This is a genomic window from Collinsella sp. AM24-1 (assembly GCF_003470325.1).
GTDB lineage: Bacteria > Actinomycetota > Coriobacteriia > Coriobacteriales > Coriobacteriaceae > Collinsella.
Window position 1 is genome coordinate 16,942 of record NZ_QRHM01000017.1, and the last position, 12,452, is coordinate 29,393.

10 protein-coding genes are annotated in these 12,452 nt (G+C 63.4%); 6 read left to right on the forward strand and 4 right to left on the reverse strand.

All coding sequences use genetic code 11. The annotated features are described in order from the left end of the window. Window positions 1-11: 11 nt before the first annotated feature. The 3 genes from DW661_RS07275 to DW661_RS07285 all read right to left on the reverse strand — a co-directional run bounded on the left by DW661_RS07275 (window position 12) and on the right by DW661_RS07285 (window position 5,032). Window positions 12-923, reverse strand: a complete 912-nt coding sequence (locus DW661_RS07275) for a PHP domain-containing protein (protein WP_118206262.1) — start codon at window positions 921-923, stop codon at window positions 12-14. A 120-nt stretch (window positions 924-1,043) separates the two neighbouring features. Continuing rightward, entirely contained in the window at window positions 1,044-1,466 is a 423-nt protein-coding gene (locus DW661_RS07280; RefSeq protein WP_118206261.1) for a nitrous oxide-stimulated promoter family protein, read from the reverse strand. Then, window positions 1,466-5,032 carry an ATP-binding cassette domain-containing protein gene (locus DW661_RS07285; protein ID WP_118935213.1) on the reverse strand — a complete coding sequence of 1,189 codons (3,567 nt, stop codon included), beginning with the start codon at window positions 5,030-5,032 and terminating at the stop codon, window positions 1,466-1,468. The genes DW661_RS07280 and DW661_RS07285 overlap by 1 nt, the downstream gene beginning before the upstream one ends. Window positions 5,033-5,415: 383 nt before the next feature. Here DW661_RS07285 and larC point away from each other — a divergent pair, with 383 nt between their 5' ends. From larC to DW661_RS07315, 6 genes are all read left to right on the forward strand, one after another. Continuing rightward, window positions 5,416-5,901, forward strand: a complete 486-nt coding sequence (gene larC, locus DW661_RS07290) for a nickel insertion protein (RefSeq protein ID WP_118935215.1) — start codon at window positions 5,416-5,418, stop codon at window positions 5,899-5,901. A 57-nt stretch (window positions 5,902-5,958) separates the two neighbouring features. After that, a complete protein-coding gene (gene yfcE / locus DW661_RS07295) occupies window positions 5,959-6,507 on the forward strand; it encodes a phosphodiesterase (RefSeq protein WP_118237131.1) in 549 nt (182 codons plus the stop codon). Between the two features lie 2 nt (window positions 6,508-6,509). Continuing rightward, window positions 6,510-7,370: a nucleoside triphosphate pyrophosphohydrolase gene (gene mazG, locus DW661_RS07300; protein ID WP_118935217.1), complete on the forward strand. Its 861-nt coding sequence runs from the start codon at window positions 6,510-6,512 to the stop codon at window positions 7,368-7,370. Window positions 7,371-7,558: 188 nt separating this feature from the next. Next, on the forward strand, window positions 7,559-8,848 hold the full coding sequence (gene eno, locus DW661_RS07305) for a phosphopyruvate hydratase (protein ID WP_117629967.1): 1,290 nt from the start codon (window positions 7,559-7,561) through the stop codon (window positions 8,846-8,848). A 195-nt stretch (window positions 8,849-9,043) separates the two neighbouring features. Further along, complete coding sequence (locus tag DW661_RS10345) at window positions 9,044-9,805, forward strand: septum formation initiator family protein (RefSeq protein WP_233547474.1); 762 nt, start codon at window positions 9,044-9,046, stop codon at window positions 9,803-9,805. Between the two features lie 28 nt (window positions 9,806-9,833). Continuing rightward, window positions 9,834-10,835 (forward strand): hypothetical protein, encoded by a 1,002-nt coding sequence (locus DW661_RS07315; protein ID WP_117802783.1) that lies wholly within the window; start codon window positions 9,834-9,836, stop codon window positions 10,833-10,835. 154 nt (window positions 10,836-10,989) lie between these two features. Here DW661_RS07315 and DW661_RS07320 read toward each other — a convergent pair whose 3' ends face one another. After that, entirely contained in the window at window positions 10,990-12,276 is a 1,287-nt protein-coding gene (locus DW661_RS07320; protein WP_233547475.1) for an ATP-binding protein, read from the reverse strand. Between the last annotated feature and the right edge of the window lie 176 nt (window positions 12,277-12,452).

Consider the following 12,452-nt stretch of genomic DNA (forward strand, 5'->3'; position numbering starts at 1 on the left):
TAAACGACTAGTTAGGCGAGGGGCGTGGATTCCCATTCGCCGGTGGGGTGGGGGATATCGAAGGCCCGGTAGCCGCAGTCGTAGGCGTGGGCCTGGGCCTCGCGGATGTTCCAGCAGATGTCGCAGGCGCGGTGCGCGTCCGAGCCAAAGGTGATGGGCACCTCGGCATGGGCGAAGCGGCGCAACAGCCCGGTCGCGGGGTAGTAATCGTCGAGCCCCTTGCGCGGTGCGGCGGTCGAGACCTCAACGCGGCGACCCGTATCGTGGGCGCATTCGGCCATCTGCTCCCAAAACGGCGCGGGGTCAAAGTCGGGTGCAAAGCCGTCCTTCGAAAAGCGCATGACCAGGTCGGGATGGGCCATCGCGTCAAAGTTGAGTGAGCTTTCGCAAGCACGGCACCAGTCGTCGACGTAGCACTCCCACACGCCGCGCACGCCTAAGTTTTCCCAAACATGCAAGTTGGTATCGTCGTCGATCCAGCCGCAAAGGGAATCGGGTGTATCGGGGCGCGCGACGTCCTCTGTCCCTGCCGTGCCCGCGGCGCCTGCCGCAATATCGTCCGGGTTGCCAATCCAGTGCACGCTGCCCAGACGTACGACGGCGCCCTGGGACCAGTGCTCTACCAAGGGCTCGCAGCCCTCGTACCAATCGCATTCAAAACCGTAGATAAAGGTGAGCTCCGGCGCAATCTGCGCGGCGAGTTTGCGGGCGTCCTCAAAGGCCAAACGATGTGCCGGCAAGTCGCCCTCGACGACCTGCACCTCGCAGTTAGCATCCATACTGGCGGGCAGGGTAAGGTGGTCGGTCGAGACCATGACGCGGCAGCCGGCGGCAGCAGCGGCACGGACGTTGTCCTCGAACGAGGCGTGCCCGTCCGAGAACGAGGTATGAGTATGGCAATCGACCAGCGGGCAGGCGGGCATGGCGACTCCTTTGCATTTGGTGAATCCGCTCCATTGTAATGGTGCAGCTCTCAACACGCCGCGCACGCCGGGTGCCGAAATCGAGTGGAAAGGCGGGGCAGCGCGTGCCGGCGCCGGCGACTACTTGCTTCGTGTCGCCGCTCGTTTGGACTGCACGGTTATAATCGCGTGCCGCACGGCGGTGACGGGACGATAGCGGATCATACGCGGTCCCGACCAGCGCATGACCTCGCGGATCTTCTCGCGCATGGCAGGCCGGTAACAATGCGAAGGACAGGCCGAGCAAAATGTCTTGGTGCCCATGTGCGGGCAGTGCTCAATGCGCGCGATGGCGTATTTCTGCAGCTCGGCGCATTCGGGGCAGAGCGTAACGGTTCGGAGCCCGAGTTTGACGCGAGTGGGCTTTTCGCCGTTGGGAGCCTGCTTACCCTCGTGGCCGCCGCGATGATGCCCGCGGCACCACAGTGCAATCATCTGCGACACCATCTGGGCCTCGCGTGCACGTTTGCGCGCCAGCTCCGGCGTGTCGACCGGGCGCGCCATTAGCTCAGCCTCCCGTGCTCGACCGAAAGCGAGCAATCGGCAAACGCGCAGGTGCTGGCACGGTGGCTTACGAGCACAATGGTCTTGCCGCGGCGCTTGAGCTCGTCAACGGCCTGCATTACGGCTGCCTCGTTGAGAGCGTCGAGTGCGCTGGTGGGCTCGTCGAGCAAGATGAAGGGTGCGTCGTTGAGGAAGATGCGCGCAAGGCCGATGCGCTGGCGCTCGCCGCCCGAAAGCGAGTCGCCCAGCTCGGCAACGGGCGTGTCGAGACCCTGCGGCAGGCGGTCGATGAGGGCGGTAAGCGAAGCGGAGCGGCAAGCGTCGAGCAGCTCGGCATCGGTGGCGCTGGCGTGCGCAACCAGCAGATTCTCGCGTACGGTGCCGCAGAACAGATGCGTGTCCTGGGTCATATAGGCCTCGTGGCTGCGCAGGCTCGCCGTGTTGATGTGGCGGGCATCGATGCCGCTCACCGTGATGGTGCCAGCTGCGGGGTCCCAAAAACGCATGAGCAGCTTAAGCAGCGTCGACTTGCCCGAGCCCGAGCGCCCCATGATGCAGGTCATGGTGCCGGGCGCAAAGGTGCAGGTCACGTCGTCGAGGATGAGACTCGCAGCGGGGTCGTTCGCGGCCTGCTCTGTGGCGTCGGCGCCGCCCGCGTCCACGCCGCCCGCATAGCTAAAGCTCACATGCTCGGCTGCGGCTCCGGCAAACTCAACGTCCTGTCCATCGGCGACCTCGGCGCACTGGGGCTGCTCGTCGAGCAAATCGAGCACGCGTGCGCCCGAGGCGAGCGTCTCCTGAAGTGAGGCGCCCAGGCGGCTCACGGCCATCACCGAGCCAAACGACGACACAAAGGTAAAGACGGCGACAAACGCTGCGGCAAAGTCAATCATTCCCGCAGCCACCAGCTGCAGCGCACGCCCGAGCATCACCAGATTGACCGCAAGAATAAGCGCATCGGCTACGGCCTCGCTGGCCGCCTGGCGGCGCTTGAGGCGCGCGTCCACGGCGCCGACTTGCTCGGTCAGATTGCCCAGGGCACGGCTACGATCGGCGCCACCGGCAAACTGGATAGTCTCGGACGCGCCGCGTAGACTGTCGAGCACAAAGGCACCCAGCTTACCGGCGCCCTCGCGGCTCTGGTGGCCGGTGGTGCCGCATGCCTTGGCCGAGATCAGGGGCAGCAGCACGCCCAGGACCGCGTAGGCCACGAGCGCGATGCCCGCGAGCTCGGGGCTCACAGCCAGCAAAAAGCCCTCAAACACAACGGTGCAGACCAGAGCTATGGCAATGGGCGAGATGGTGTGCGCGTAGAAGACCTCGAGCAGCTCGATATCCGAGGTGACCAGGCTCACGAGCTCGCCCTTGCCGCGGCCCTCGAGCTTGGCGGGGGCGAGCTGGCGCAGGGCGCCAAACACCAGGTCGCGAACGTGCGCGAGCAGACGGAATGCGATGTAATGGTTGCAGAGCTGCTCGCCGTAGTGGAGCGGCCCGCGTGCGATGCCGCAGGCGGCGCAGGCCGCGCATGCTGCGATCAGACCAAGCCCCAAGGCGTTGCGGCCCAGCGCGGCCATAAGGCCGAGGGCGCCAAAGGCCGGCACGAACGCGGCGGTGAGCATGCCAATGCTGCCCAGCGCGACGGCTAGCACAAGCCAGCCGGCAAGCGGTCGGACAAGCCCCATCATGCGCCACATGATGGACGGCGCCGAGCGACGGGCGCGGCCGGAGTCAGGCGCCGCGGCAGCGGAAGACGAGCCGGCACCGTTGAGGCCATCGGTACGGGCGGTGCTGCCGTCAACAGCCTCAACCGCGCCGGCATCCTCGGCATCACCCTCCGCATACGCATATGCCGAGAGCTGCTCCTGGCTGTTCCACATGCGCGCATAGGCGCCCGCGCCCGACAGGAGCTCATCATGGGTGCCGCGCTCGGCAATGCGACCGCGCTCCAGCACCAGAATCTGGTCGGCGTCCACGATCGTCGACAGGCGATGCGCCACCACAATTACGGTGTGCTCGCCGGCAAGCGACGCGATGACCTCGCCGATCGCGGCCTCGCTTGCGGCATCGACGTTGCTCGTCGCCTCGTCAAACACATAGATGGGCGAGTCGTGCAGCAGGGCGCGGGCCATGCACACGCGCTGGCGCTGGCCGCCCGAAAGGTTGGTGCCACCCTCGTTAATCACCATGTCGAGCCCGCCGTTGGCCCGCACAAAGGCCGCCACGCGCGTGCGGTCGAGCGCGCGCAAAAGCTCGGTGTCGGTGGCGTTGGGCTGGGCGAGCAGCAGGTTGTCGCGCAGGGTGCCGGCAAACAGGTAGCCGTTGGTGGGCACCAGCGTGACGGCGCGCATGAGTGAGGCGGCCGTGACATCGCGCAGCTCGACGCCGCCAATGCGCACGCTGCCGCGGTAGGCGTCCTTGCGGCCCGCGATAATCCCCGCGAGCGTGGACTTGCCGCCGCCGCTTTCGCCCACGAGTGCCACGAGCGAGCCGTGCGCAATGGTCGCGCTGGCGCTGTCCAGCACCGTGCGGTCGCCGTAGGCATAGCTCACGCCTGCGAGCTCGATATCGCTGCGACCATCAAGCTCAACATCGCCGCGCTCGGGCTCGGGCGTATCCAAAATGCCAAACATGCGGCGCGAGGCGGCCATGCCGTTCATGGCCGTGTGGAACAGCGATCCCAGGCGGCGCATAGGCAAAAAGAACTCCTGTGACAGAAAGACGATGAGGAAGGCAGCCTCAAAGCCGATCTTGCCCGTGGCGAGCTGCAGTGCGGCCACGATAATGCCGAGCGCGGCGCCCATATAGACGACCAGGTCCATAACGCAAATGGAGCGCAGCTGCATCACCAGCAGGTGCATGGTCGCTGTGCGGAAACGCTCGGACTCGGCGTTGATGCGCTCGTGCCAGCTTCGATCGGCCTGGTAGACCTTAAGGGTGGTGAGACCCTGCACGGCCTCCAGGAACATGCCGCCAAGATCGACATAGCTGCCCCAGTACTCGGCACTGATCTTTTTGGCGTTGCGCATGACCATCATAATGGAGACGGGGATGACCGGAACGCAGGCGAGCAGCAGCGCGGCGGGAAGACCCGCTTGGCCCACGAGCAGTACAAACAGCGTGATGGGTGCCAAGCCGGCAAAGAAGAGCTGCGGCAGGTAGCCGCCAAAGTACACCTGGAGTTGCGTGGCGCCCTCGACGCTGGTCTGGACGGCCTCGGCGGTGGGGACGGTCTCGGTGTAGGAGGGGCCGAGTGCGGTGAGCTTGTCGTAGACGAACGAGCGCACGCGGCGGACGGCCTCGAACGCGGCTTTGTCGCCGGCGCGTTGGGCCAGGTAGATGGAGGCGGCGCGCACGATGATGGCGGCGGCGAGCGGCAGGGCCGCCTGTGCGAGGGCATCGACGGCGAGCGCGGCGGAAAGGCCGTCCGTGACGATGCCGCCCAAGATGCGCGCAAGCACCCACATCGCCGTGATGTTTGCCATGAGCGCGATCCACTTAAACAGGACGCTTGCCATAATGTAGGGCGTTGCCTGCGGAACCAGGGAGAAGAGCCGCTTCTCGAACATGAAACCTCCTATGCCGTAACGATGCCGGGCGGGGTCCTCGGCAGCCGCTTAGTTAGCCAAATGCAACTAGAGTAACATCGTGCAGCGGGTAAGTATGCCGAGGGTAATTTTTGGTCGATGAACTGCGTAGAAAGTCCAAAATTGTTGAGTGCGGCGAACTTTGTGGTGGACGGAGTGCGGGCGCAATTCTGATCGTGTGCGGCCTCGCTCCAAAACGTGTACGTCAGCCTCCAAAACCGACAAAAAATGACATGTTTGGAGGCTGACGTACACGTTTGGATAGGGGTGAGGGCGGCGACGGACGAAAGTCACGCCTGTGCCACGTCCGATGTGCTAGCGTTTGGGTGAATAAAACGAGCCCGTGCGGAAAGGATTCGGACTGTATGCAACGTGGAAGTACATCTCCGCTGTCCCGCGAGACCGATGCGCCCGAAACTATCGTCAAGCTGGAGTGCGACATCGATGACGCGTCGCCCGAGGTGCTCGCCTACGCCGCCGACCGCCTGCGCGAGGCCGGCGCCCGCGAGGTGCACTGGCTGCCCCTCTACTGCAAAAAGGGCCGCCCCGGATGGCAGTTGCAGGTGATTTGCTCGCATGAGGATATCGAACGCCTGCAGACGATTATCTTTTTGGAAACCACGACCAACGCCGTTCGTCGCCAGGTGATGGAACGCGTTTGCCTGCCGCGCCGATTCGAGCAGGTGACGACGCCTTGGGGCGAGGTGGCCGTCAAAGTAGCCACCCTGCCCGACGGCAGTGAGCGTGCGGCGCCCGAGTACGAGGACTGCGCCCGTCTTGCCCGCGAGCATAACGTGCCGCTCCAGCGCGTGATGCGGGCGGCACAAGCCTCGGCACTGCGATTTGAATAGCGCGGCCGGCGACATCTCGCGCCCGGCCACATCAGCCCCACTCCGAAAGGACTCCCCATGAAATACCTCATCGCCTCCGACATCCACGGCTCGGCATACTGGACCGAGCGCCTGGTCGCCGCCATCGAATCCGAGCAGCCCGACCGCATCGTGCTGCTGGGTGACCTGCTCTACCACGGCCCGCGCAACGACCTGCCGCGCGACTACGCCCCCAAACGTGTGATTCCGCTGCTCAACGCCCTGGCCGACCGCATTATCGCGGTGCGCGGCAACTGCGACGCCGAGGTCGACCAGATGGTCCTCGACTTTCCCGTCATGGCGGACTACGCCACGCTGTTCGACGAGACCGGTCGCGAGCTGTTCCTGACGCACGGCCACGTCTTTGGCGCCGGCATGCATAACAGCGTTGACCACGCGCCCGCGCTGCCCGAGGGCTCCGCGCTCGTCTACGGCCATACGCACATCAAGGTTAACGAGGAAAGCGCCGCGCACCCGGGTCTGTGGCTCTTCAATCCCGGCAGCGTGAGCATCCCCAAGGACGGCACACATAGCTACGGCGTCTACGAGGGCGGCGCGTTCCGCCATGTGATCATGGGGGAGGACTAACCATGGCCGAGCATATGGCTCAGCAAAATGCCGAGGGTTCGCGCGACCTGTCCACGCTGGTAGACGCGTCGGCCGAGCTGCAGCATCTGGTGCAGACCATCTGGCGCCTGCGTCAGCCCGACGGCTGCCCGTGGGACCGCGAGCAGACGCATCAGAGCATTGGCAAGAACATGATCGAGGAAGCCTACGAGGCGCTCGATTGCATTGAGGCGGACGACGTGGCGCATCTGCGCGAGGAGTTGGGCGACGTGCTCATGCAGGTCGTACTGCATGCGCAGATTGCGGCGGATGCCGGCGAGTTTACGCTTGCCGATGTGGCGCGCGATATCGACGCCAAGCTCATCCGTCGTCACCCGCACGTGTTTGGCGATGCGGATGCCGACAACTCCGACGAGGTGCTCAAGATTTGGGACGAGGTCAAGCTTGCCGAGAAGGCCGCCAAAGACCAGGCCGTGGCGGCAGGCGGGGCCGCACCCGAGGGTCTGCTCGACGGTGTGCCCACGCACCTGCCGGCGCTGATGCAGGCTCAGAAGGTGTCGCGCAAGGCGGCTGCCGTGGGCTTTGAGTGGGAGACGGTCCAGGACGTGTGGGACGAGGTCGCTGAGGAGCGTGCCGAGTTTGAGGCCGAGGCTCCCGGCTCGCCCGAGCGCGAGATGGAGTTTGGCGACCTGCTCTTTGCCCTGGTCAACGTTGCGCGCAAGGAGGGAATCGACGCCGAGAGCGCCCTGCGTGCCAGCACGTCAAAGTTCCGCCGCTGCTGGGCCGCGATGGAGCAGATGGCGGCCGACGCCCACGTGGATCTGGCCGAGCTTTCGACCCACGGCCTCAATGACCTCTGGGATGCCGCAAAGGCAGAGGAGTAAGACTGCGGGGGCGACGGGACGGACTTTCTCATCGCCCCTATTATTTTTCAAAAAGATTGTATCCCTTGGCTAACTTAGGGCATAATGCAAAAAGTGCGATAAGGCTAACTTATGAACCTGCGCGCCGCTGTAGCGTGCAAGCCGTGTCGCCAAGCATTCAACCCGTTTCCAAGTGAGAGGGAGACAACATGAGCGATATTTTGGATGTCTACGGTCGCGAGGTACTCGACAGCCGCGGCAACCCCACCGTCGAGGTCGAGGTCGTGCTCGAGGACGGCAGCTTCGGCCGCGCGATGGTGCCTTCGGGCGCTTCGACCGGCGCCTTTGAGGCCTGCGAGCTGCGTGATGGCGACAAGGGCCGCTATCTGGGCAAGGGCGTCTCTCGGGCCGTCGAGCACGTCAATAACGAGTGCGCTAACGCCGTCGTGGGCCTCGACGCCTTCGACCAGCGCGCCGTCGATGCCGCGCTGATTGCCGCGGACGGTACCCCCAACAAGACCAAGCTCGGTGCCAACGCCATCCTGGGCGTGTCGCTGGCCGTCGCCCGCGCCGCTGCCGAGTCGGCGGGCCTGTCGCTGTACCAGTACCTGGGCGGCGTCAACGCCCACCTGCTGCCCACGCCTATGATGAATATCCTCAACGGTGGCGTCCATGCCGACAATAACGTTGACTTCCAGGAGTTCATGATCATGCCGGTGGGCGCCCCGAGCTTTGCCGAGGGCCTGCGTTGGTGCGCCGAGGTCTACCACACCCTTAAGGGCGTGCTGCACGAGGCGGGCCTGGGCGGCGGCGTGGGCGACGAGGGCGGCTTTGCGCCCAACCTCAAGACCAATGCCGAGCCGTTCGAGTACATTACCAAGGCCGTCGAGAAGGCTGGCTTTAAGCCCGGCGTCGACTTCATGTACGCCATGGATCCGGCCTCGACCGAGTTCTACAACGCCGAGACCGGCATGTACGAGCTCAAGGGCGAGGGCGTGGAGTACACGAGTGCCCAGATGGTTGATTACTGGGAGAAGCTCGTCGACACCTATCCCATCATCTCCATCGAGGACGGCATGGCCGAGGAGGACTGGGACGGTTGGGTTGAGCTTACCCGCCGCATTGGCAACAAGGTGCAGCTGGTGGGCGACGACCTGTTCGTCACCAACACCGAGCGCCTCAAGAAGGGCATCGAGCTGGGTGCCGCCAACGCGATCCTGGTCAAGGTCAATCAGATCGGCACGCTCACCGAGTCGCTCGAGGCCATCGAGACCGCCAAGGAGGCCGGTTACGCCTGCATCGTGAGTCACCGCTCCGGCGAGACCGAGGATTCCACGATCGCCGACCTGGTCGTGGGCGTCAATGCCGGCCAGATCAAGTCGGGCGCCCCGTGCCGCAGCGACCGTATCGCCAAGTACAACCAGCTCATTCGCATCGAGGACGAGCTCGAGGGCAGCGCGCGCTACGCCGGCAAGGCCGCGTTCTACAACATTCGCTAAACGGGCGAATTTGGCGAGGAGGAGGCTGACTCGGTTCCGCCCCGCCTTGGCTGGACGCCGCAAAGCGCTGTGGGCGCTGGGCCATATGGCTCAGCGCCTTTTTTATGTCGAGCAAAGGCTGGCGAAGGCGGTGCGGGCGCTCGTGCTATAACTAAAGGACTTAGCGCAAACAAACCTCAACCGCACAAGGCGCACATGGATCAGATTTACGACAACAGGTACTATTCCGCCGGTTCACGCGAGCCGTCGCCTCGCCGTGCACGCACGGTGCAGCTCGGTGGGCCCGCCTACGCCGGCGTCGACCGCCCCGTGCAGCGCCCGACAAGTACCTCGCGCCCCAATGCTCAAGTGAATACTTCGACAGATGGACCGGTGCGCCCGGCACGTTCGTCGCATACGTCGCGTCCCTCGACTCAGGCACACGACAGGTCGAGCAGGCCTTCGAGCCGTCTTTCGGGCTCGGACTTTATGCGCTACGCCAACGACAATGCGGTGGTCAAGGCGATCTATGACTTTACGCATGGCTCTCTGCGTCCGCTGTTTATCGGTATCGTGGTGGCGCTGGCGCTCGTGAGCCTGTATTTTCCCGTACGCGACCTGTACGTGGCAAAACGCTCGAGCGACATCTTGGCCAAGCAGGTCGAGATTCGCCAGCAATACAATGATGAGCTGCAAAAAAGCGTCGACAAGCTGCTCTCGGAGGAGGGTATCAAGGACGCGGCGTCCGAGGACCTGGGCCTGGTGATGCCCGGCGAGAAGAAGATTGACGTGCTAGGTTTGGACGACGATTCGGACTCGTCGTCGAGCAAAAAGTCCTCAAACGCCAAGAAGGCCAGTGAAGTGGCCAAGGAAATCGAAGAGGTCGGCAAGGACGCACCGTGGTACATCCAGACGCTCGATATGCTGTTTGGATTTAACGGCGTCGAGGGCCAGACGGTCGCGTCCAGCGGCGAGTAGGCGAGTAGCGCCCGGAGGGGAGCCCGCAATGGCAGATTGCAAACGATATAAGGTGGCCGCGATCGACCTGGGAACGGTGTCGTCGCGACTGGTGCTGGCGCAGGTCGAGGCCGGGGCGATCGTGGAATCGTTCAAGCATACCGAGATCACCGACTTGGGCGAGGGCGTGGACGCGACGGGCCGCTTTTGCGAGGCGGCGGTCGAGCGCGTGCTCGCCGCATGCCGCATGTTTGTGGACGAGGCGCGCACCTTTGGGGCCGCGTGCGTCTGCACCACCTGCACGAGTGCCGCGCGCGATGCGTCCAACGCCGCACTGCTGCTGGACGGCCTGCGCGAGCTGGGGCTTGAACCGCAGGTGATTCCGGGCGAGGTCGAGGCACGCCTGACATTTTTTGGCGTGGCGCACGACTTTGCCGGTGAACGCATTATCGTCGCCGATTCGGGCGGTGGCTCCACGGAGCTCGCGACGGGCGTATACGCTCCGGAGCGCGGGGTCTTTGCGCTGGAGGGAACGCGCTCGCTGGACATCGGTTGCCGTCGCGTGACGGAGCGGTTTTTCTCGGCGCTGCCGCCCGCGGACGGCGAGCTCGCGGTTGCCGCCGCGTGGGCGGGCGAGCAGTTCTCCGCCTATTTTGAGGGCCTGCCGAGCAATTATGAGCGTGCAGAGCGCCTGGTCGCGGTGGGCGGTACCGTCACTACGCTCGTGGCGCTGGTCCACGAACTGGAGCCGTACGACTCGAGCTTTGTGCACCTGCGCGAGCTTTCGATGGAGCAGATTTCTGCCGCTATCGAGCGCATGTCCACGCTGGACGTGGAGAGCATTGCCGCGTTGCCAGGCGTGCAGCCCAAGCGCGCGGGCGTGATTCTGGCCGGCGCCGTGGTGATTCGCGAGCTCATGCGCGCCGGTGGCTACGATGCGCTCACCGTAAGCGAGAACAGCCTCCTCGCCGGCATGGCCGCCACCATCAACGAGGTTCTCGACGGCGCGACTCCCACCATCGCCTGGACCCCGAGCCTGAGCGCCCTTTAACCATCCCCTCTTAAGTTGCGGTGAAATGCGGACTAAAATCGCCCTTTCGGGCCCCAACCAGTCCCTATTCCACCGCAACTCAACAGCCGGCACCTAGGGACGTTTTTTTCTGCCGGCACCTGGGGACAGTCCTTGCTGAGCGCCTCCGCAGCCTTTATGCCAGTTTGTCGATTTGCCCAATTTCCCAAAGCGGAATATTGACGAGCGTGTCCTCGTCTCTATATGCCGCCAGAGAGCTCCTCACGCAACGCTCGAGTTTGAATTTTTCGCAGGCTATTTTCAGACTCTTCGCTTTAAGGTTCTCTGCCGCCTTGACCTCAAGCGGAAGCACGGTTCCCGCATGGTCGATGGCAAAGTCGGTTTCGGCATTGCCAGAGGTAGAGGACCAATACACGGGAGTTTTGTCCTGGAGCAAAAGCTCCTGCGCGACGTATTGTTCGGTCAGCGAACCTTTGAACTCGGTAAAAACAGCGGATCCGTTAAGAACGATGGCCGGAGAGAGACCGGAGAGCGCTCCGAGGATGCCGGTGTCGATGCAGAACAGTTTGAAGCCCGAGAGGTCTTCGTAGCTCGAGAGCGGTGCCTTTAGAGCGGAAACACGTGGCACCTTATGAACGATTCCGTAGTCCGTGAGCCACTGGAGGCTTTCCTCAAAATCGCGTGCGCGCGCTCCGGGGCGAAGGGCGCCATAGACAAACTTCTTGTTCTCCTTGGCAAGCTGGCCAGGAAGGGATTTCCAAACCAACCTCATGCGCTCGACGATGCGGGCGGGTGCATGTTTGCCAAAATCGGATTCGTAAGCCTCGATGATTTGCTGCTGAAGCCTTCGGGCTTCAATGAAGTCGCGTGTCTCGGCGAAAGCGGAGACAACTTCGGGCATACCACCGACAACAAGGTATTCCTTGAGCAAGTGCACGAGCTTTTCGGTGACGTTTGCTAGAAGGTTCATGTCTGCGGCAAGGATGGCGTCGGCGAGCGGGTTGCCGTCGACGGCGCGAACGAACTCGGCAAACCCCATGGGACGCATGGTGAGCTGGTCGATTTTGCCGACGGGAAATGACTCGTTTTCGCGTCGGAGCGCGAGGCCCATATAGGAACCGGCTGCTACGATGTGGTATTCGGGTGCAAGCTCGTTGAAGTACTTGAGCGAGGTGATCCCGCGTGGCGCCTCTTGTATCTCGTCGAAGATGATGAGCGTGTCTGTCGGCGTTACGGTTTGGCCACGTAGGAGCTCTATCTGGGAGATGATGCGCTTGGGGTCGAGGTCCCCATCGAACAGCGAGCGTGCGCTCGGCTCGAGCATAAAGTCAAAACGAATGACGTTTCGATACTGCTGGCTTGCGAATTCGTTAAGAAGCCAAGTCTTTCCTGTCTGGCGGGCTCCCTTAAGCAAGAGAGGTTTGCGATTCGCCCTTGATTTCCAGGCGATAAGTTCACTCATAAGCTGTCGTTGCATATTGCCTCCCAACCCTCTCGGCTAGTATAAGGCCATTTGGGCGTTTCCATCGGAAAATGTGCGAGACAACCACGTTTTTCCATCGGAAAATGTGCGAGACAACCACGTTTTTCCATCGAAAAATGTGGGAGTGCCAATCTAAGTTGCGGTGAAAAAGTTCT

Bases quoted from the DNA above. Each gene is read 5' to 3' on its own strand.
- DW661_RS07275 (WP_118206262.1), bottom strand. From the start codon at position 923: ATGCCCGCCTGCCCGCTGGTCGATTGCCATACTCATACCTCGTTCTCG.
- DW661_RS07280 (WP_118206261.1), bottom strand. From the start codon at position 1,466: ATGGCGCGCCCGGTCGACACGCCGGAGCTGGCGCGCAAACGTGCACGC.
- DW661_RS07285 (WP_118935213.1), bottom strand. From the start codon at position 5,032: ATGTTCGAGAAGCGGCTCTTCTCCCTGGTTCCGCAGGCAACGCCCTAC.
- larC (WP_118935215.1), top strand. From the start codon at position 5,416: ATGCAACGTGGAAGTACATCTCCGCTGTCCCGCGAGACCGATGCGCCC.
- yfcE (WP_118237131.1), top strand. From the start codon at position 5,959: ATGAAATACCTCATCGCCTCCGACATCCACGGCTCGGCATACTGGACC.
- mazG (WP_118935217.1), top strand. From the start codon at position 6,510: ATGGCCGAGCATATGGCTCAGCAAAATGCCGAGGGTTCGCGCGACCTG.
- eno (WP_117629967.1), top strand. From the start codon at position 7,559: ATGAGCGATATTTTGGATGTCTACGGTCGCGAGGTACTCGACAGCCGC.
- DW661_RS10345 (WP_233547474.1), top strand. From the start codon at position 9,044: ATGGATCAGATTTACGACAACAGGTACTATTCCGCCGGTTCACGCGAG.
- DW661_RS07315 (WP_117802783.1), top strand. From the start codon at position 9,834: ATGGCAGATTGCAAACGATATAAGGTGGCCGCGATCGACCTGGGAACG.
- DW661_RS07320 (WP_233547475.1), bottom strand. From the start codon at position 12,276: ATGAGTGAACTTATCGCCTGGAAATCAAGGGCGAATCGCAAACCTCTC.